This window comes from Cellulomonas wangsupingiae (assembly GCF_024508275.1).
In the GTDB taxonomy this organism is placed as follows: domain Bacteria; phylum Actinomycetota; class Actinomycetes; order Actinomycetales; family Cellulomonadaceae; genus Cellulomonas; species Cellulomonas wangsupingiae.
Map to the genome: position 1 here is coordinate 1,497,595 of NZ_CP101989.1, position 18,732 is coordinate 1,516,326.

Consider the following 18,732-nt stretch of genomic DNA (forward strand, 5'->3'; position numbering starts at 1 on the left):
GGACGTCCGTGGGGTCGTGCGCGGGCGTCCGGCGGGGGCCGGGCGGCCACGAGGGCGGGCACCGGCGGGGCGACCCGTGAGGGTCGGTGTCGCTGAGGTCAGCGGGGGCCGGTGCAGGGCTGCATCGAGCAGCACAGGCAACAGCGGCACAGGGGGGAGACGGCGACGCGGACGGAACGGCGGGCGACGTTCATCGCTGGCCTCCCTGTCGCATCGGGGTGCTCACCTGCGGTTTCTCACGATGTGAGATGCAGTGACCACGTTTCAGACAGACTGTAGCCGCACGCGTCCCGCCGCGGCAACGCCCGTCACCCGCGGGGTTGGATCTCCTGCGCGATCCACGACGCGTAGCCCGCGCGTCCGCCGTCCTCACGCAGGTGGATCCCGTCGTCGTAGAACCAGCCGGGGTTGGCGTCGCCGCCGGACTTCCAGTCGAGCAGGCGCACGTGCGGGTACTGAGGCACCACGCGCCCGAAGAGCTCGTTGTCGTACTGCTCCCACGCGCGCGGCACACGCACGTTCACGACGAACACCCGCCGGCCCGCGGTGCCGTCGAGCAGGCGGCGCAGGTCCTCCTCGGCGACCGGCCCGTTGGTGCCGCCGTGCACGACCACGGTGTGGCCGAGCGTGCCCGCCGCGGCCGCCTCGAGCACGCGGTCGACCATCTCGGAGAACTGGCGGGACACCGCCGCGTCGACGGCGACGCCCCGGGCGGCCAGCTCGGCGGCGGCGCCGAGCATCACCGAGTCCCCGTACGCGGTGACGGTGCCGACCTCGTCGGCGGGCGTGGGTGACGGGCTCGGTCCGCGGTCCTGCTCCGGGGCGACCTGGCCGATCACCTCCGGTGCGGGTGCCGGGCTCGTCGGCGCGTCGGCCGGGCCGTCCGTCGTCGCGGGCGTCCGGGCCACGCCGACGCCGAGCAGCGTCAGCGCCACCAGCACGCACGTCGCAGCGGCAGCGGTCCGCACCGCCAGGCTCCGGCGTCCCGGGGCGGGCGTGCGCAGCCGCTGCGCCAGCCGTCGCAGCGCACCCCGACGGACCGGTGTCTCGACCCAGCGGTATGACGCCTCGGCCAGCAGGAGCGTCACCCCGACGCGCACCACCGGCGACGCCCACCCGGGCAGGGTGACGTCCTGGTCCGGGCGCGTCAGCATGAGGACGGGCCAGTGCCACAGGTAGATGCCGTAGGACCGCTCGCCGAGCCACCGCAGCGGCTGCACCGCCAGCGCGCGGCCGAGCAGGCTCGCGGGGTCGGCGGCCGCGGCGACCAGCAGCGCCGCCACGGCGGCGAACCCGAGGAAACCGCCCCGGTACAGCGCCTCGGAGAACGGGTCGACGAGGACCACGGCGGCCACCACGCCGCCGAGGGCCAGCACGCCCAGGACGTCGGTGACGCCGGCCTCGAACCTGCGCACCGGGTCGCCGCGCTCGGTGAGCCAGGAGCCGGGGTGCCGCCACGTGCGCCACGGCCGCCACACCGCGGCCGTCGCGACCCCGAGCAGCAGCCCCATCGCGTGCGTGTCGGTCCCCACGTACGCGCGGGAGGCGTCGTGCGGCACGGGCATGCCCGCGCGTGCCGCCATCACGCCCATCGCGACCGTGGAGGCGACCGCCAGCAGGGCCGCGACCTGCCCGAGCCGCGCGCGCCCGGCCCGCAGCGCGAGCAGTGCCGCGAGCGGGACCACGAGGTAGAACTGCGCCTCCACCGCCAGCGACCACAGGTGCTGCAGCAGCGGCGGCCGGCCCGTGAGCGCGAAGTACGAGCGGTCCGCGACGACCTGCCACCAGTTCGACGTGTACGTCAGCGCCGCGAGCAGGTCGCCCCGCAGCGACGTGAGCGCGTCGCGCGCCACCAGGCCGGCGCCGGCGACCGCCACGAGCACCACGAGCAGCGCGGGGACGAGCCGGCGCACGCGCCGTGCGAGGAAGCGCCCGGTCCGGAACGCACCCGTGGTCTCGACCTCCTCGAGCACGAGCGTCGCGACGAGGAACCCGGACAGCACGAAGAACACGTCGACGCCGAGGAACCCGCCGCGGGCCCACGGCACGTCCAGGTGGTAGAGCAGCACCGCGACGACGGCGAGCGCCCGCACGCCGTCGAGGCCGCGCAGGTGAGGCAGTCGTGGAGCCCTGTCCGCCGCCGGTCCCGTGCGGGCGACCGGACGCGAAGGGACCTGCTCGACGACTGCCAACACCACAACCCTCTGCCGACCTACCGGTGCCGCGGTGCACCCCTGCTCGGGTGCACCGCACGACCAGGCTAGGCCGGGCCGGCGGCGGTCCCGTCCGCGGGAGGGCCGTCGTGAGCAGCGTCACCCCACAGCGCCGCGAGGCGCGGCAGGGCGCGCGGGTCGGTCTGGGCGAGCACCGTCGTGACCGCGGTCGCACGCCACGCCGGCAGCTGCGCGCGCACGTCCGCCTCGGTGCCGACGAGCGCGACGTCACGCACGAGCTCGGTCGGCACGGCGGCCGCGGCGCGACCGCGGTCACCCGCGAGGTAGTGCGCCTGGATCTCGTCGCACGCCGCGGTGTACCCGAGGCGGTCGAGCACGTCGCGGTGGAAGTTGGCGCCCTTGGCGCCCATCCCGCCGGCGTACAGCGCGATGAACGGGCGCACGACGTCCGCGGCGGACTCCACGTCGCCCGCGAGGACCACCGGGACCGTGGCGACGACCTCGAACTCCTCGGGGGCCCGGCGCGCCGGCGAGCGGCGGGCGAACCCCTCGGCGAGGAGCTCGCGGTACGTCGCGTCCATGCGTGGGGAGTAGAAGAGCGGCAGCCAGCCGTCGGCGATCTCCGCGGTCATGGCGATGTTCCGGGGCCCCTCGGCGGCCAGGTGGATCGGCAGGTCGGCGCGCAGCGGGTGGACGGTCGACCGCAGCGCCTTGCCGAGGCCCGCTCCCTGGTCCGCCGGCAGGGGCAGCCGGTAGAACGCTCCGTCGTACGTCACGGGTGCCTCGCGCGCGAGCACCTGGCGCACGACGTCGACGTACTCGCGCGTGCGGGCCAGCGGGCGCGGGTAGGGCTGCCCGTACCATCCCTCGACGACCTGCGGGCCGGACGCCCCGAGCCCGAGGACGAAGCGTCCGCCGGACAGGTGGTCCAGCGTGAGGGCGGCCATCGCGGCGGCCGTCGGCGTCCGGGCCGAGATCTGCGCGATCGCGGTGCCGAGCCGGACCCGGCGCGTGCCGGCGCCCCACCACGCCAGCGGGGTCAGGGCGTCGGAGCCGTACGCCTCCGCCGTCCAGACGGAGTCGAGCCCCAGCTCGTCGGCGGCGCGCACGGCCTGCGCGGCGCCCGGTGGGGGACCGGCCGACCAGTAGCCCGTGTGGTACCCGAGGCGCATGCGCTGCTCCTTGTCGTCGCCGTCGACGTGCGCCCGACGGGACGCCCCGGCGACGTTACCCGGCGGTAGCGGCGCTGCGCGCCCGGTCCGCCAGGGTGTTGAGCAGCGCGGCGCCGGTCGCCGCGTCGTCGACGGTCACGACGAGGACCCGTCCACCCGTGCGCTCGACCTCGATGCCCTCGCCCTTGCGCAGCACGAACCCTGCCCGGCCGCCGTGGCCGATCCGGTACCCCCAGCCGCCGAACTCGCCGAACGGGTCGACCCGGATGGCGCGGGCCGCGACGACCTCGTCGAGCGGGACGTGCGCGGTCGGCCAGCCGAGGGGTGAGCGGGCCACGAGCCCGCGCGCGTCGACGCTGACGCGCAGTACCAGCATGGTGGCCAGCAGCAGCCCCAGGGCGGCCGCGACGATCAGGAGCGCCGGCGTGCGCAGCGCGAGCGCCAGCACGACGTTCACGAGAACCGCGGCGCCCCCGACCCACGCGCCCGCAGGGCTGGTGACGGTCCGGCTCCAAGCGGCGCGCTCGCTGTTCGCGAGCGGCGTGCGCGGCGCGGCCGGGTCGACAGGGGCGCGGCTGGGCATCGGTGCGTCGCGCGGCACGACGAGCGCGGCCAGCACCCCCGCGACGATGCCGCCGGCGAACGCCCACGCGATGACGTGGCCGATCCCCGGTACGTCGGCGGCGTCCGCGAGGTCCAGCTGGACCGACAGCGAGCCGAGCACGACGACGGACATCAGCACGGTCAGCCCTGTCGCGGACCCGGCCGCGATCCGGCGTGTCGCGGTGTCGCGGCCCGCCCAGAACGCCAGGGCCCACATGCCGACCGCGAACAGGGGAGCGAACAGCAGGGGGATCGCGACGGCGTCCTTCAGGGACCCGTACCCGTCGGGCCGCATGGCGGCGTCCCAGTGCACCGCGAGCGGGTCGGGCAGCCGCGGGGTCCACGACAGCGCGACGAGCACTGTCACCAGGACCAGGAGGAGCGGCACCACGAGCGTCGTCACCGTGGTCGCGAGGCGGTGCGGGGGTGCCGGTCGGGGGGTGGTCATCGCAGGGCCTCCTTGACGAGGGCGGTCACGGTCTCGGGGGCGACGCGCAGGCGTCGTGCGGCGACGACGAGTGCGTCGACCGCCGCGTGCAGGTCCGTCAGGTCGGGCGCGCCCGACCCGGTCACGACGGCGCCACGGCCGCGCCGCAGCTCGATCACGCCCTCGTCGCGCAGCTCCTGGTAGGCGTGCAGCACCGTGTGGAGGTTGACGTCGAGGGACGCCGCGAGGTCGCGCGCCGACGGGAGCCGCTCGCCGGGGCGCAGCTCGTCGTGGGCCACGGCCGTACGGACCTGCGCGGCCAGCTGCGCGTACAGCGGGTCGCCGGACGTCGGGTCGATGCGGAACAGCATGCGATCACTCTAGTAGTTAGACAACAACTAGAACAACACTGCGCCCGAATCGTGGGCACCGCCGCGGGGCGGGTCGTCAGCTGCAGGGGCGGGGCCTCAGATGTAGATGGCCGGGTCGTCGACCTCGACGTCGAACGGCACCTGCGTGCCGCGCTGCCGGATCTTCGCCGGCACGCCCACCGCGATCGCCCCCGCGGGGACGTCGGTGATGACGACGGCGTTCGCGCCCACCTGGACGTCGTGCCCCACCCACACCGGCCCCAGGATCTTCGCGCCGGCGCCGACGACGACGCGGTCACCCAGCGTGGGGTGGCGCTTGCCCCGCTTCATCGAGCGCCCACCCAGCGTCGCGCCGTGGAAGAGGACGACGTCGTCGCCGACCTCGGCCGTCTCGCCGATGACCACCCCCATGCCGTGGTCGATGAACAGCCTCTCGCCGAGCCGCGCGCCCGGGTGGATCTCGATGCCCGTCGCGGCCCGCGCCATCTGGGAGACGAGTCGCGCGAGCAGACGAAGCGCGGGCACCTGCCACATGCGGTGGGTCAGCCGGTACACCCAGATGGCGTGCACACCGGGGTACGCGAGAGCGACCTCGACGCGCGTGCGCGCCGCGGGGTCGTGCCGGTGCGCGGCGTCGAGGTCGTCGCGCAGCGTGCGCAGGAAGTGGTGCAGGGGGCGCATGGCGGGCTCCGGGTGGCGGGGTGGGCGTCCACGGGGTGGACGGTGCGGGCCCGGTCGCCGTCGAGGGACGGCGACCGGGCCCGGGCGCTCAGTCGAGCAGGTCGGAGTAGAGCACCGACGTCAGGTAGCGCTCACCGAACGACGGGATGATCGCGACGATGAGCTTGCCCGCGTTCTCGGGGCGGTGGGCCAGCAGCGTCGCGGCGTGCAGGGCCGCGCCGGACGAGATGCCGACGAGCAGTCCCTCCTCGCGGGCGGCGCGACGCGCGACGGCGACGGCCGTCTCGGCGTCGACGTCGATGATCTCGTCGTAGATGGTCGTGTCGAGGATCTCGGGGACGAAGTTCGCGCCGATGCCCTGGATCTTGTGCGGGCCGGGGGCGCCGCCGTTGAGGATGGGCGACTCGGCCGGCTCGACGCCGACGATCTGCACGCCCGGCTTGCGCTCCTTGAGCACCTGCCCGACGCCCGTGATCGTGCCGCCCGTGCCGATGCCCGCGACGAGGATGTCGATCTCGCCGTCGGTGTCCGCCCAGATCTCCTCGGCCGTCGTACGGCGGTGGATCTCCGGGTTCGCCTCGTTGGCGAACTGCCGGGCCAGGATCGCGCCCGGACGCTCGGAGACGATCTCGGTGGCGCGGTTGACCGCACCCTTCATGCCCTCGGAGCCCGGCGTGAGGATGAGCTCGGCGCCGAACGCGCGCAGCAGGGCACGCCGCTCCTTCGACATCGTCTCGGGCATCGTCAGCACGACCTCGTAGCCGCGCGCCGCGCCGACGAACGCCAGGGCGATGCCGGTGTTGCCGCTCGTGGCCTCGACGATCGTGCCGCCGGGCTGCAGCTCGCCGGACTTCTCGGCGGCGTCGATGATCGCGACGCCGATGCGGTCCTTCACCGAGTTCGCCGGGTTGTAGAACTCGAGCTTGCCGACGACCCGGGCGGGCGCGCCGTCGGTGATCCTGTTGATGCGGACCAGCGGGGTGTTGCCGATGAGCGCGGTCGCGTCCTCGTAGATGCGTGCCATGGTTCCTCTTCGGTCGGTGCCGTACCCCTCCGGGGCGGCAGGTGCGGGGGATCGTCCACGGGTGCGGCGCGGGCGCGTCGCGGGTGGGTCGTGGGGAGCGTGCCGTGGTGGCGTCTTCGGGGCGAGCGCTGGCGAGGGTGCACCGGTGCGGTGCGCACGAGGGGACGTGCGGGGAGCGGCCAGCGCTCTACCGACAGCGACAACAGGCGCACGCCACGCAGGCGTGCGGGACGGGGGCAACGGCGGCGGCGGGCACGCGCATCGCTCTCCTCGTCCGGGGCCGCGCCGGGAGGCGGGCCGGGGGGCACGGGCGTCCACCCGTGGTCGGGCCGACGCTAGCGTCAACACCGTAGCGGGCGCAAAGGTTCCCGTGAGACGGCCGTCCCGCGATGCGGACCGGCCATCGGCCCGTGGGTCAGGCGGACAGGCCGACCGCCGCGAGCCACGCCTCGGCCAGCAGCCCGTGCCCCGCCGCGGTCGGGTGGACCCCGTCGAAGGCCCAGCGCTCGGGCGGCGTGCGGGCCGCCGCGGCGGCGAAGAGGCCGTCGGCGGGCACGAGCGCCGCGTCGTACTCGGCCGCCAGGCGCCGCACGACGTGGATGCGCGGGTTGAGGTCCTCGCGCCACGCCGGCTGCACGGGCGGCACCGGCAGGACGAACGGCTCGACCAGCACGAACCGCGGGTCGAGCCGCTCGCGCGTCGCCTGCAGGATCGCGCGGTAGTGCCCCTCGTACTCCTCGACGCTCGTCACCGCGCCGGAGTCGAAGCGTCGCCACGTGTCGTTGACGCCCACGAGGATCGACACGACGGTCGGCTCGAGGTCCAGCGCGTCGGGCTGCCAGCGCTCGCGCAGCATGCGTGTGGTGTCGCCACCGATCCCGCGGTTGTGGAACGTCAGGTCCAGGTCGGGTCGACGCGCCCCCGCCAGCGCCGCGACGATGCCGGCGTACCCGTGCCCCAGTCCCCACGGGCTGTCGGGCTGGTCGCGGTCGCGTCCCCAGTCGGTGATGGAGTCGCCGGTCAGGAGCACCCGGTCACCGGGGCGGAGGAACGTCGTCACCGGGCCATCCCACCACGCGGCTCGCAGCACCGGGGCGCCGGTAGGGTGAGCGCGTGCCCCGCCCGGCACCCGCGCGGGTGCCGAGGGGCGCACGGGGTGTGGCGCAGGTTGGTAGCGCGTCCGCTTTGGGAGCGGAAGGTCGCCGGTTCGAATCCGACCACCCCGACACTGACACGGACCGACCCCCGTGCGGTCTACTGGGACATGGCCCAGGACCTGTGGGGGAGCGCGTCGACAGTCCCGGCGCTGCCGTGCGGGGACATCGACGAGCTGTGCGAGTTCTGGGTCGCGCTCGGGTTCGAGGTGACGTACCGCCAGCTGCGTCCCCAGCCGTACCTCGCGCTGCGTCGCGGTGGGGTCGACCTGCACTACTTCGGCCTCGACGGGATCGCCCCGCAGGACAGCTACTCGACGTGCCTCGTGCTGGTCGACGACACCGGCGCGGTTTTCGAGACCCTGGCCGACGGCCTGCGGTCGCGGTACGCCAGGCTGCCGCTGACGGGGTTCCCGCGGATCACCCGTCCGCGGCGGCGCGCCAACGCCGGCGGTGTCACGGGCTTCAGCCTGATCGACCCCGCCGGGAACTGGGTGCGGTTCATGCGCCGCCCGCCCCCGCCCGACCGTGCCGCCCCGGCCGCGGCCGGGGACTCCTCCCGCGCGGCGTACGCCGAGCGCCCGCCGGACCGGCTCGCCCGCGCGCTCGACGACGCCGTGGTCCAGGCGGACTCCCGCGGCGAGCCGGACCAGGCCCGCAAGATCCTCGCCGGCGCCCTGCGCCGTGCGGACGACGCGCGCGACGTCGACCGCGTCCGCGCGCTCGCGTTCCTCGCCGAGCTCGCCGTGCGCACGCAGGACGACGCCGCGGCGGGAGACCTGCTCGACGAGCTCGCGGCCGTCGAACGCACGCTCGATCCGGGCGCCGCACGCGAGGTGGCGCAGGAGCTGACGCAGGCAGCCGAGCTGCGGGCGGACCTCGCCGGTCGCTGAGCGGCGCATCGGTCACGATCCGAGAAGCGCTCGGGCACGGCCGGTCCCTAGCGTGGCCGGCACACCGGAGCGAGGGAGAGAACGATGAGCAGCAGCACGCAGGCGACGAGCGACCCGGGCACGTTCACCGCGGAGGAGCGCACGGCGATGAAGGAGCGGGCCGCCGAGCTCCGGGCGGAGTCCCGGCGGGGCAGCGCGGCGGCCAAGGCGGCGGAGGCCGAGGCGCAGGTGCTGGCGAAGATCGCCGAGCTCCCCGCGGCCGACCGCGTGATCGCCGAGCGCGTCCACGCGATCGTGCGCGAGGTGGCCCCCGACCTGACGCCGCGCACCTGGTACGGCATGCCGGCGTACGCGAAGGACGGCAAGGTCGTGTGCTTCCTCAAGCCCGCCGGCAAGTTCGAGTCCCGGTACGCCACATTGGGCTTCGAGGATCCGGCGGCGCTCGACGACGGACCGATGTGGCCGACGTCGTACGCGCTGACGGCGATGAACGAGGAGGTCGAGCGAGCGCTGGCGGACCTCGTCCGCCGGGCCGCGGCCTGAGGCAGGAGGGCCCGGCCCTTCGTCGGACACCGGCCGCGCCAGGACGGAAACCGTCGGCGCGGGTCGCGCCGCCCGGGGAAAACGCGCGTCCGTTCACGCTTTCGCCCACCAGAAGGAAGTCCTCGCCTATAGCATCGTGCCGGCGGGGTAACGACGCTCGGCTTGTGCTGCGCGGCCCTTCAGGAGGTCGGAAAAAGATGTCAAAGACGCGCCAAGCGCCGCACTATGCGACGATGCGCGACGTCGCAGCCGTCGCGGGCGTCAGTGTCAAGACGGTCTCGCGCGTGCTCAATGCCGAGCCGAACGTGTCGGAAGAGCTCAAGGAGCGCGTGCGGCGTGCAGCCGCGACGTTGAACTACGAGCTCAACGTCTACGCGGGCGGACTGCGCCGCATGGGTGCCCGGACCAATGCGATCGGGCTGATGCTCGAGAGCGTGGACGACGCGTTCTCCGCCGCGATCCACCGCGGTGTCGAGACGGTCACGCGACGGCACTCGATCATCGTGCTCGCGCAGAGCTTCGAGGAGGACGCCGACCGTGAGCGGACGGTTGTCAAGGAGTTCCTGCGCCGCCGCGTCGACGGCCTGATCCTCACCACGGTGTCCCGCGACCAGGCGTACCTGTCGGCGGAGGCGGCCCGCGGCACGTCGATCGTGTTCGTCGACCGTCCGGCCGTGTCCGTCGCGTTCGACTCGGTCGTGTCGTGCAACTTCGACGGTGCGGTGGCGGCGACGCGTCACCTGCTGGAGCACGGGCACCGTCGCCTCGCCTACGTGGGCGGTGACCACGAGATCTGGACGCTGCGGGAGCGGTTGCGCGGCTACTTCGACGAGCTGGACCGGTGGGGCGTGCCGCGGTCCGACGTCGTCGCGCTCACCGGTGTGCACGGCGAGGAGGGCGCGCGCACGGAGGTCCACCGGATGCTGGACGGTCCGCAGCCGCCGACGGCGATCTTCGCGGCGCACAACCGCATGACCGTCGGGGTCCTGCGTGCGCTCCACGAGCGCGGTCGCCAGCACGACGTGGCGATGGTCGGGTTCGACGACGTCCAGCTGCTCGACCTGCTCGAGCCCGGCGTGACGGTCGTCGCGCAGGACCCGCACCGGCTGGGCGAGCTCGCGGCCGAGCGTCTGCTGGCACGGATGGCCGGCAACCCGCTGGAGCTGGAGACGCTGACCGTCCCGACGACGCTGATCGAGCGCGGGTCGGGCGAGATCCCGGGGCCCTTCGCCGCCTGAGCGCGACCGTGCGTCCGCGCGAGTTGCGGGGCGCGTCGTGCGCGCAGAGGCCTGCGCCGCAGTCGTGAGCGCCGTCACCCGTCAGGTCGACGTCCATGCCTGCCGTGACCCGTTGACAACGCTGTCATCCCTGCGGGCTACACGGTGTGCAGTGCAGCGAGTCGCGCCCGACCGCCGTCCTGCGACGTTGACATCCCCGCTCGCGCGACTAACCTCGGCCACGCATGACATCGTTGTCAGTCGGAGCGCGAGCCTCACGGACGACGGCCTCGCCCTGGTGGCGGAGGCGTCCTGCGGTCAGTGAAGACCCGAGGGGCCCAGGGATCGGTGCAGATCCCGGGAAGAGAGGTGACGCGTCATGGTCGGCTATCTCGTACGGCGACTGTTGCTGGCAGTCTTTGTGCTGTGGGGCGTCGCCACCGCGGTGTTCCTCATCGTCCGGGTCGTCCCTGCCGACCCGGCACTGCTCATCGCTGGTTCGGACGCACCGCCCGAGCAGCTCGACCAGCTGCGGCGTGACCTCGGTCTCGACCAGTCGATGTTCGTGCAGTACGGCACCTTCCTGGGCAACGCCGTCTCCGGCGACCTGGGCTCGTCGTACGTGCTCAAGGAGCCGGCGGTGACCCTCATCGGCCAGGTGCTGCCGAACACGGCGCTCCTGGCGCTCCTCGCGTGCGTGCTCGCCATGCTGATCGCCTTCCCGCTCGGCCTGATGGCGGCGCTGCGGGCCAACCGGCCCCTCGACCGCGTGGTGACCACCGGTTCGCTCTTCACGCAGGCGCTGCCGAACTTCTGGATCGGTGTCGTCCTTCTCCTGGTGTTCTCGCGCATGCTCAAGTGGTTGCCCAGCGTGGGGCTCGACGGGCCGAAGAGCCTGATCCTGCCGACAATCGTGCTGGCGCTGCCATTCGTCTCGGTCCTCACCCGCATGATTCGCAACGGGCTGCTCGAGGTGATGAGCGAGAGCTATATCCAGACCGCTCGCGCCAAGGGGTTGTCGGAACGGATCGTGGTCTTCCGCCACGCCGTCCGGAATGCGGCGATCCCCGTGATCACCATCGTCGGACTGCAGTTCGGGACGCTGCTCGGAGGTGCCGTCGTCACCGAGTCGGTCTTCTCGTTCCCGGGGATCGGCCGGCTCCTCGTGAGCTCCATCCAGCTGCGTGACTACAACGTCGTGCAGGCGTGCGTGCTCGTGATCGCCGCCGTCTTCGTCATCATCAACCTCGTCGTGGACCTGCTGTACGGGATCCTCGACCCTCGCGTGAGGCTCGCCAAGTGACCGCCGCACCTGTCCTCGCCGTCAACGCGACGATGCGCCGGGCCCGTCGGGCCCGGCGGGGCGTCAAGATCCGCATCATCGGGCCGCTGGTCGTCATCGGTCTGATCGTGCTCGGCGCCGTCGTCATCCCGCTCGCCTACGACTTCGACCCGCTGCGCGCGGACCTCATGGCGCGGCTGATGCCCCCCGGGACCGTCATGTCGGACGGCCGCACCGCGCTGCTCGGTACCGACCAGATCGGGTCGGACCTCTTCGCGCAGATCATGGCCGGTGCCAGGATCTCGCTGCTCGTCGGCGTCGCGACCCTCGCCATCTCCGGGCTGGTCGGGGTGCTGCTCGGTCTGCTCGCCGGGCACTTCGGCGGGTGGATCGACGCGACGCTCATGCGGATCGCCGACATCCAGCTCGCGTTCCCCTCCATCCTGCTGGCGATCCTCATCGCCTCGGTGCTCGGTCAGGGCGTCGGCAACATCATCCTCGTGCTGTCGATCTCGAATTGGGTCGTCTTCGCCCGCGTCGCGCGCAGCCAGGTGCTGTCGCTGAAGAACCGCGAGTACGTCGAGGCCGCCCGGACCCTGGGTGCGGGCAACTGGCACCTGATGTTCCGGACGCTGCTGCCCGGATGCATGGCGCCGGTCATCGTGGTGGCGACCACGCAGTTCGCCCAGGTGATCCTCACGGAGGCGTCCCTGTCGTTCCTCGGCGTCGGGGTGCCGCTCGGCACGCCGAGCCTGGGCAGCACGATCTTCAACGGGACGCAGTACCTGTCGACCGCATGGTGGATCTCCACCCTCCCCGGCGTCGTGCTCGTGATCCTCATGCTCGCCTTCGGGATCCTCGGCGACGCCCTCCGCGACAAGTTCGACCCGACGCTCCGGAGCGCCTGATGACGACGACACAGACGGGCCTCGTCGGCCCCACCTCCGCCACGAGCGGCGCGCCGCTGCTGAGCGTCGAGAACCTCACGGTGGAGTTCTCCACCGCCGCGGGGGTGGCCCGCGCGCTGGACGGCGTCAGCTTCGAGGTCCGGGCGGGCGAGACGCTCGCCATCCTCGGCGAGTCCGGCTGCGGCAAGTCGACCACCGCGCAGGCGATCATGGGCCTGCTGCCCAAGCCGGCCGGATCGGTCACGGGAGGCAGGATCATGTACGGCGGGCGTGACCTCGCGGCCGAGCCCGTCCGCAAGGTGCGCGAGGTGTGCGGCACCGAGATCGCCATGATCTTCCAGGACCCCCTGAGCTCGCTGAACCCGGTGTTCCGGGTCGGCGCGCAGGTGGCCGAGCCGTTCCGGCAGCGGCGGGGCATGGGCCGCCAGGAGGCGTGGGCGCGCGCGCTCGAGCTGCTCAAGCGCGTGGGCATCCCGGACGCGGAGACGCGGATCTCCGACTACCCGCACCAGTTCTCCGGCGGGCAGCGTCAGCGGATCATGATCGCGATGGCGCTCGCGCTCGGCCCGAAGCTGCTGATCGCCGACGAGCCGACCACCGCGCTGGACGTGACCGTCCAGAAGCAGGTGATGAACCTGCTGGCCGACCTGCAGGCGGAGACCGGGATGGCGATGGTGCTCGTCAGCCACGACCTCGGTGTCGTCGCGGAGGTCGCCCAGCGGGCCGCCATCATGTACGGGGGCCGGATCGTCGAGACCGGCGCGATCCGGGACATGTACGACCACCCGGCGCACCCGTACACCAAGGGCCTGCTGGAGTCGATCCCCGGTGGCCGCGTCGGCAGTCGGCTCAAGCCGATCGTCGGGTCGCCACCGAACCTGCTGAACCTGCCGACCGGGTGCGCGTTCAACCCGCGCTGCCCGTTCGCGATCGACCGGTGCCGGGAGCTGGCGCCGACGTTGCGCACGCCGCAGGGATGGCCCGCGGGCCACCAGGCCGCGTGCCACCTGTCCGAGGAGGTCCTCACCCATGTCTGACGCCGGGACCACGCCGCTGTTGAGCGTCAGGGACCTGAAGGTCGCCTACCCGATCCGCTCGTCGTTCCTGCAGCGCAAGATCGGCGAGAACGTCGCCGTCGACGGCGTCACGTTCGACATCCGGCCGGGGGAGACCGTCGGCCTGGTCGGCGAGTCGGGATCCGGCAAGTCGACGGTCGCCCGCGCCGTGATCGGGCTGGTCAGGGCCGACGCGGGCACGATCGAGTTCGAGGGGCAGGACATCACCCGCTTCTCCCCGCGGCAGCTCACCGCGGTGCGTCGTGAGATGCAGATGGTGTTCCAGGACCCGTACGCCTCGCTCAACCCGCGGCTGACGGTCCGGGACGTGATCGCCGAGGCGTGGCGCGTGCACCGCGACGTCGTGCCGCGCGACCGGTGGACGGCCGAGGTGAAGGAGCTGATGGACCGCGTCGGCCTCAACCCCGACTACAGCGACCGGTACCCCCACCAGTTCTCGGGTGGTCAGCGTCAGCGCATCGGGATCGCACGGGCCCTGGCGCTGCGGCCCAAGCTGATCATCTGCGACGAGCCGGTCTCGGCCCTGGACGTGTCGGTCCAGGCCCAGGTCCTCAACCTGCTCGACGACCTGCAGGACGACCTGGGCCTGGCGTACCTGTTCATCTCGCACGACCTGTCGGTCGTCGAGCACCTGTGCGACCGCGTCCTGGTGCTGCACCACGGCGTCGTCGCCGAGGAGGGCACCGCGCGGGAGGTCTTCGACCATCCCCGCGACGACTACACCCGCGCGCTGCTGGCGGCTGTGCCCGTCGCACGGCCGTGGCTGGAGCCCACCTCCTGACCCCCGCGTCGTAGGCCGGGAAGAACGACCCCCGGCCTACGAGAGCACCGACCTTGATGACATCGATGTCAACGATCAAAGGAGATGGCCATGACATCACTGCGCGCACGGCGGATGTCCGTCGCCGGAATTGCTGCCGTCCTCGCCCTGGCGCTTGCCGGGTGCGGCGGCTCGAGCGAGAGCAGCGGCGGCGGTGCCGGGAACGGTGACGCCACACCCGGCGCAGCGCTCCCCGACGACCAGCAGCACCTGACGTACGTCCTCAACTACGGGTGCACGTCGCTGGACCCCACGGAGAACTTCGACAACTGCCGCATGCAGGTCGACAGCAACGTCCTGCAGGGCCTGGTCGCGCTGGACGAGGAGTCGCAGCCGCAGCCGCTGCTCGCGAGCTCCTGGGAGTGGACGGACGACACGACGCTCGTCTTCACGCTGCGCGACGACGTGACGTTCAGCGACGGCACGCCCTTCACCTCGGCGGACGTCGTGGCCACCTTCGACCGCTACATCGCGATGCAGTCCGTGCTCGCGACGCAGCTCGCGGTCATCGACACCTACACGGCGAACGACCCGACGACGCTGACGATCACGACGAAGAACCCGACCGGCACGCTGCTCGGTGTGCTGTCGATGATCTTCATCGGCAAGGCCGACGGGGTCGCCGACGACGCCTACTGGTCCAAGCCGATCGGCACCGGTCCGTTCGTCGTGACCGAGTTCGTCACGAACGACCACGTCACGCTCACCCGCAACGACGCCTACTGGGGCGAGCCGGCGAAGCTCAAGACGGTGACCTTCCAGCAGATCACCGACACCAACGGCAAGGTGACCGCGCTGTCCAACCGCTCGGCCCAGGTGATCGCCGGCGTGCCGGGCGACCAGATCGCGACGGTCGAGAGCATGGACGGGGTGCGACTGGAGCAGATCCCCAGCTTCACGTACACGTTCCTGTGGTTCCAGAACAGCCGCGAGCCGTTCACCGACCCGCTGGTGCGCGAGGCCCTGTGGGCGGCACTCGACCTCGACACGATCGTCACCTCGCTCCTCGGGGAGACCGCCGAGCCGATGACCTCCCTGTGCCCCGAGGCCGCCTTCGGCTGCCTGCCGGCCTCCGAGGCGCCGTCCTACGACCCGGAGCGCGCCAAGGACCTGCTCGCCGAGGCCGGTTACCCCGACGGGTTCACCACGACGATCGACTACAGCACCGCGAACCCGGGCTACGACCAGCTCGTCTCGGCGATGATCTCCTACTGGAAGGAGGTCGGCATCACCGTCGAGCCGAAGTCGGACGACCAGGCCACCTTCCTCGCGAACATCGCCAAGCCCGGCAACTACGACATGATCGTCAACTCGAACCTGACGAGCACCGGGGACGCCGACTTCACGCTCAACCGCCTCTACACCTGCGCGGCCGACCGCCTCGGGTACTGCAACCCGGACCTCGACGCCCTGCTGGCCAAGGGCCAGCAGACGCTCGATGCCGACGAGCGCCTGTCCGTCTACCAGGAGATCTCCGACCTCCTCGCGGCGGACGCACCGGCGATCGGGCTGTTCCAGCAGAACACCAACCTGGCGTCGCTGGACACCGTGCAGGGTCTGAAGCTCGTGCCCAGCGAGAACTACGACTGGAGCACCGTCTACCTCACCGACTAGGTCGGGACGCGGACGTGGGGACGGCCGGCCCGGCCGGCCGTCCCCACGCACCGCGGACCGCAGCGCCCACCGGTAGGTCGAGCAAAGGACAGTTCAGCGTGTTCGTGCGAGAGCCCGAGCGTCAGGTTCCCGTCGTCGCGAGCTACGACGTCATCGTGTGCGGGGGCGGTCCGGCCGGCCTCGTCGCGGCGACGGCCGCGGCCCGCAACGGGGCAAGGACGCTCCTCATCGAGCGGTACGGGTTCGTCGGTGGCATGTCGACGAGCGCGCTCGTGACACCGATCAGCGAGTTCCGCCACTACGGCAAGCAGCACATCGGGGGGATCCCCTTCGAGCTCATGGCCATGGCCGCCGAGCTGGGCGGGGCCGAGATCACGCGGGAGAGCGGGAACTACCCGGTCAACGACGAGATCCTCAAGCTCGCCGCGCAGCGCCTGCTGCTCGACAGCGGCGTGACCCTGCTGTACCACTCGTGGTTCTCCGACTGCGTGACGCAGGACGGCCGGGTGACGCACGTGATCGTGCAGAACAAGGCCGGCCGCGTCGCGTACGAGGGCAAGGTCTTCATCGACTGCACGGGCGACGCCGACCTGGTGCGCGCGGCCGGCTTCGAGACGGTCAAGGGCGACGTGCTGCAGCCGGCCTCGTTGTGGTTCCAGCTCGGAGGGGTCGACACCGACGCCCTGGAGTACCTCTTCGGCGACGCGGTCGACGCGATGCTGCCCGTGTCGGCGGTGATCCGGGACCGGTTGACCGAGCTGCACGAGCAGGGCGTCATCCCGATCTTCGGTGGACCGTGGATCAACCGGTTCTTCCACGACGGCATGGTCAGCATCAACCTGCTGCGCGAGGCGACCGACGCGAGCGACCCCGAGTGGTTCACCCGCACCGAGTGCAGCCTGCGGGAGGCGCTGCACCTGGTCATCGACGTGCTGCGCGAGAACTTCCCCGAGTTCCGGGACTGCTGGCTGGCGAAGTCGGGCATCCAGACCGGGGTCCGCGAGACGTATCACATCGTCGGCGAGTACACGCTGCTCAAGGACGACATCGTCACGCCCAAGGCGTTCCCCGACACGATCGCCAAGGGCGCCCACGTCATCGACATCCACGCCGCGGACAGCACCGAGCAGAACGACATGGTGATCCCGCGGCAGGAGTACAACGTGCCGTTCCGCTGCCTGGTCCCGAAGGGCAGCGTCAACCTCGTCACCGCCGGGCGCTGCCTCAGCGCCGACGGTCCCGGGTTCGGCTCCGTGCGCGTCATGGCGACGTGCATGGCCATGGGACAGGGCGCGGGGACGGCCGCCGCGCTGAGCATCGCGCACGGGTTCGGCATGACCGACATGGACCACGAGCTGCTGCGCGCGACGCTCGCGGCGCAGGGCGCCGTCGTCGACCACGACAACACCGTCAACCCCGGGGCGCCCGTCGACGTGACGGTCTACCCGGGCGTCCGGAAATGACCAAGGAGAGAGAGATTTCGATGCAGAAGTTCCTCAGCTACGACCGCGGGCTGGAGCGGTTCAACCCGCTCGCGCGGGTCATCTGCTACGACGACTTCGACACGGGGTTCAACGGCTGGCTCGACCTCACGCCGAACTACGTCGAGGAGAACTACGAGTCGTTCGACTCGGTCGTCGACCTGTCGAGCTGGGCCCCCAACCAGCTGAGCTCGGCCTCGATGCGCTTCGCGTCGTCGCACGGCTCGATGGAGGGCACGTACTCGCTGAAGATCACGACGGCGCCGACGGGCGGCCCGCACACCGAGCCGCCGCGCAACGGCTCGATGGGCCACGCGATCAAGCGGCTGTCGCGCTTCGGCAACCCCAAGCTCATCCAGATCGAGGCCTGGTACTCCTACACCCCCGTGCAGGACCGGGAGGGCAAGGGCGAGGAGGACATCCGCGCGATCGGGTTCTTCTTCGACGTCCAGGACTCCGAGTACCGCTACATGCCGGGCGTGCGGTACGTGAACTCCCTCGGCGGCAAGCTCGTCAAGAAGTGGCAGTACTACCAGGTCTCCGAGGGCGTCACCCCCGAGGACTGGAACTTCGGCGTCAAGGACGGCTGGTGCGTGCCCGGCGTCGACAACCAGTGGTACGGCCGGCGGTTCGAGGACGGCTCCGGCGACGGCTACCAGTGGCTGCCCGGGGGCGAGCAGGAGCTCGTCTACAACGAGAGCCCCGACAAGATCAACTGGATGTACTTCCGCCTGACCGTCGACATCGAGAAGCGCGAGTACGTCGAGATGCAGAGCGGCGACCAGGTGTTCGACATGCGGGGCATCAAGCCGACCCTCACCGAGGGCTACGCCTCGATCGACAACCTCATCAACCCCATCTTCTTCATCGAGACCGACTCCGAGCGCTCGGTCAACCTCTACCTCGACTCCGTCGTGTACTCGGTCGAGTGACGACGCACCCCTGACGACACCTGAGAGACGACAACATGCAGACGACGAACACCTCCGTCATCGCACGGCGGGTCAAGATCTCCGACGCCCACGCGACACTTCCCTACGAGGCGGGCTGGGCCACCGAGGCGGTCATCTTCGTGCAGGCCGAGGGGGACCACCCCGACCTGGCGATCGCCGTCGAGGTCTCGCCCGACGGCATCACCTGGGTCCGGCGCGCCGGTGCGACGCTCGCGGCCTCGCAGCAGCTCGTCGACGTGCCCGTGGCGCAGTTCGGCAACTGGCTCCGGGTCGTGATCACCGGTGCGACGAGCGAGCAGCCCGCGCGGGTGCTCGTCCACCTCAACCTCAAGGGCTGAG

General features: G+C 71.9%; 18 protein-coding genes and 1 tRNA gene. 12 read left to right on the top strand and 7 right to left on the bottom strand.

The window, feature by feature from the left end; translation table 11 throughout:
• Positions 1–308 precede the first annotated feature (308 nt).
• From NP075_RS06990 to NP075_RS07020, 7 genes are all read right to left on the bottom strand, one after another.
• Entirely contained in the window at positions 309–2,198 is a 1,890-nt protein-coding gene (locus NP075_RS06990) for an acyltransferase family protein (protein WP_348519253.1), read from the bottom strand.
• A 62-nt stretch (positions 2,199–2,260) separates the two neighbouring features.
• The gene (locus NP075_RS06995; protein ID WP_227564370.1) at positions 2,261–3,346 is read right to left on the bottom strand and encodes an LLM class F420-dependent oxidoreductase; all 1,086 of its coding nucleotides are present in this window, start codon (positions 3,344–3,346) and stop codon (positions 2,261–2,263) included.
• Positions 3,347–3,401: 55 nt separating this feature from the next.
• Positions 3,402–4,397 (bottom strand): DUF1648 domain-containing protein, encoded by a 996-nt coding sequence (locus NP075_RS07000; protein ID WP_227564369.1) that lies wholly within the window; start codon positions 4,395–4,397, stop codon positions 3,402–3,404.
• The gene (locus tag NP075_RS07005; RefSeq protein ID WP_227564368.1) at positions 4,394–4,747 is read right to left on the bottom strand and encodes a GntR family transcriptional regulator; all 354 of its coding nucleotides are present in this window, start codon (positions 4,745–4,747) and stop codon (positions 4,394–4,396) included. The genes NP075_RS07000 and NP075_RS07005 overlap by 4 nt, the downstream gene beginning before the upstream one ends.
• A 96-nt stretch (positions 4,748–4,843) precedes the next feature.
• Complete coding sequence (epsC, locus tag NP075_RS07010) at positions 4,844–5,428, bottom strand: serine O-acetyltransferase EpsC (protein WP_227564367.1); 585 nt, start codon at positions 5,426–5,428, stop codon at positions 4,844–4,846.
• A gap of 88 nt (positions 5,429–5,516) precedes the next feature.
• Complete coding sequence (gene cysK, locus NP075_RS07015) at positions 5,517–6,452, bottom strand: cysteine synthase A (protein ID WP_227564366.1); 936 nt, start codon at positions 6,450–6,452, stop codon at positions 5,517–5,519.
• A 415-nt stretch (positions 6,453–6,867) separates the two neighbouring features.
• On the bottom strand, positions 6,868–7,512 hold the full coding sequence (locus NP075_RS07020) for an SGNH/GDSL hydrolase family protein (RefSeq protein ID WP_227564365.1): 645 nt from the start codon (positions 7,510–7,512) through the stop codon (positions 6,868–6,870).
• 92 nt (positions 7,513–7,604) lie between these two features.
• Between NP075_RS07020 and NP075_RS07025 the strand changes: the two genes are divergently transcribed.
• The 12 genes from NP075_RS07025 (at position 7,605) to NP075_RS07080 (ending at position 18,731) form a co-directional block, all read left to right on the top strand.
• A tRNA-Pro gene (locus tag NP075_RS07025) sits at positions 7,605–7,678 on the top strand.
• A 38-nt stretch (positions 7,679–7,716) separates the two neighbouring features.
• A complete protein-coding gene (locus tag NP075_RS07030) occupies positions 7,717–8,499 on the top strand; it encodes a DUF8817 family protein (RefSeq protein ID WP_227564364.1) in 783 nt (260 codons plus the stop codon).
• Between the two features lie 84 nt (positions 8,500–8,583).
• Complete coding sequence (locus NP075_RS07035) at positions 8,584–9,042, top strand: iron chaperone (RefSeq protein WP_227564363.1); 459 nt, start codon at positions 8,584–8,586, stop codon at positions 9,040–9,042.
• Between the two features lie 233 nt (positions 9,043–9,275).
• Positions 9,276–10,280: a LacI family DNA-binding transcriptional regulator gene (locus NP075_RS07040; protein ID WP_255629498.1), complete on the top strand. Its 1,005-nt coding sequence runs from the start codon at positions 9,276–9,278 to the stop codon at positions 10,278–10,280.
• Between the two features lie 358 nt (positions 10,281–10,638).
• Entirely contained in the window at positions 10,639–11,562 is a 924-nt protein-coding gene (locus tag NP075_RS07045; RefSeq protein ID WP_227564361.1) for an ABC transporter permease, read from the top strand.
• Positions 11,559–12,449: an ABC transporter permease gene (locus NP075_RS07050; RefSeq protein WP_227564360.1), complete on the top strand. Its 891-nt coding sequence runs from the start codon at positions 11,559–11,561 to the stop codon at positions 12,447–12,449. Before NP075_RS07045 ends, NP075_RS07050 begins: the two co-directional genes overlap by 4 nt.
• The gene (locus tag NP075_RS07055) at positions 12,449–13,486 is read left to right on the top strand and encodes an ABC transporter ATP-binding protein (RefSeq protein WP_227564359.1); all 1,038 of its coding nucleotides are present in this window, start codon (positions 12,449–12,451) and stop codon (positions 13,484–13,486) included. The genes NP075_RS07050 and NP075_RS07055 overlap by 1 nt, the downstream gene beginning before the upstream one ends.
• Complete coding sequence (locus NP075_RS07060) at positions 13,479–14,306, top strand: ATP-binding cassette domain-containing protein (RefSeq protein WP_227564358.1); 828 nt, start codon at positions 13,479–13,481, stop codon at positions 14,304–14,306. The genes NP075_RS07055 and NP075_RS07060 overlap by 8 nt, the downstream gene beginning before the upstream one ends.
• A 90-nt stretch (positions 14,307–14,396) precedes the next feature.
• Positions 14,397–15,959, top strand: coding sequence for an ABC transporter substrate-binding protein (locus NP075_RS07065; RefSeq protein WP_227564357.1), 1,563 nt, complete (start codon positions 14,397–14,399; stop codon positions 15,957–15,959).
• A 98-nt stretch (positions 15,960–16,057) separates the two neighbouring features.
• Positions 16,058–17,422: an FAD-dependent oxidoreductase gene (locus NP075_RS07070; protein WP_227564356.1), complete on the top strand. Its 1,365-nt coding sequence runs from the start codon at positions 16,058–16,060 to the stop codon at positions 17,420–17,422.
• Positions 17,419–18,372, top strand: coding sequence for a DUF6772 family protein (locus NP075_RS07075; RefSeq protein ID WP_227564355.1), 954 nt, complete (start codon positions 17,419–17,421; stop codon positions 18,370–18,372). Before NP075_RS07070 ends, NP075_RS07075 begins: the two co-directional genes overlap by 4 nt.
• Before the next feature lie 35 nt (positions 18,373–18,407).
• Positions 18,408–18,731, top strand: coding sequence for a DUF6385 domain-containing protein (locus tag NP075_RS07080; protein ID WP_227564354.1), 324 nt, complete (start codon positions 18,408–18,410; stop codon positions 18,729–18,731).
• The last annotated feature ends 1 nt before the right edge of the window (position 18,732 follow it).

What these genes read in the sequence shown, in the direction of transcription:
- NP075_RS07055 (WP_227564359.1), top strand. Translation starts at nt 12,449, where the DNA reads ATGACGACGACACAGACGGGCCTCGTCGGCCCCACCTCCGCCACGAGC.
- NP075_RS07060 (WP_227564358.1), top strand. Translation starts at nt 13,479, where the DNA reads ATGTCTGACGCCGGGACCACGCCGCTGTTGAGCGTCAGGGACCTGAAG.
- NP075_RS07080 (WP_227564354.1), top strand. Translation starts at nt 18,408, where the DNA reads ATGCAGACGACGAACACCTCCGTCATCGCACGGCGGGTCAAGATCTCC.
- NP075_RS07005 (WP_227564368.1), bottom strand. Translation starts at nt 4,747, where the DNA reads ATGCTGTTCCGCATCGACCCGACGTCCGGCGACCCGCTGTACGCGCAG.
- NP075_RS07000 (WP_227564369.1), bottom strand. Translation starts at nt 4,397, where the DNA reads ATGACCACCCCCCGACCGGCACCCCCGCACCGCCTCGCGACCACGGTG.
- NP075_RS07030 (WP_227564364.1), top strand. Translation starts at nt 7,717, where the DNA reads ATGGCCCAGGACCTGTGGGGGAGCGCGTCGACAGTCCCGGCGCTGCCG.
- NP075_RS07045 (WP_227564361.1), top strand. Translation starts at nt 10,639, where the DNA reads ATGGTCGGCTATCTCGTACGGCGACTGTTGCTGGCAGTCTTTGTGCTG.
- NP075_RS06995 (WP_227564370.1), bottom strand. Translation starts at nt 3,346, where the DNA reads ATGCGCCTCGGGTACCACACGGGCTACTGGTCGGCCGGTCCCCCACCG.
- NP075_RS07035 (WP_227564363.1), top strand. Translation starts at nt 8,584, where the DNA reads ATGAGCAGCAGCACGCAGGCGACGAGCGACCCGGGCACGTTCACCGCG.
- NP075_RS07075 (WP_227564355.1), top strand. Translation starts at nt 17,419, where the DNA reads ATGACCAAGGAGAGAGAGATTTCGATGCAGAAGTTCCTCAGCTACGAC.
- NP075_RS07040 (WP_255629498.1), top strand. Translation starts at nt 9,276, where the DNA reads ATGCGCGACGTCGCAGCCGTCGCGGGCGTCAGTGTCAAGACGGTCTCG.
- cysK (WP_227564366.1), bottom strand. Translation starts at nt 6,452, where the DNA reads ATGGCACGCATCTACGAGGACGCGACCGCGCTCATCGGCAACACCCCG.
- epsC (WP_227564367.1), bottom strand. Translation starts at nt 5,428, where the DNA reads ATGCGCCCCCTGCACCACTTCCTGCGCACGCTGCGCGACGACCTCGAC.
- NP075_RS07065 (WP_227564357.1), top strand. Translation starts at nt 14,397, where the DNA reads ATGACATCACTGCGCGCACGGCGGATGTCCGTCGCCGGAATTGCTGCC.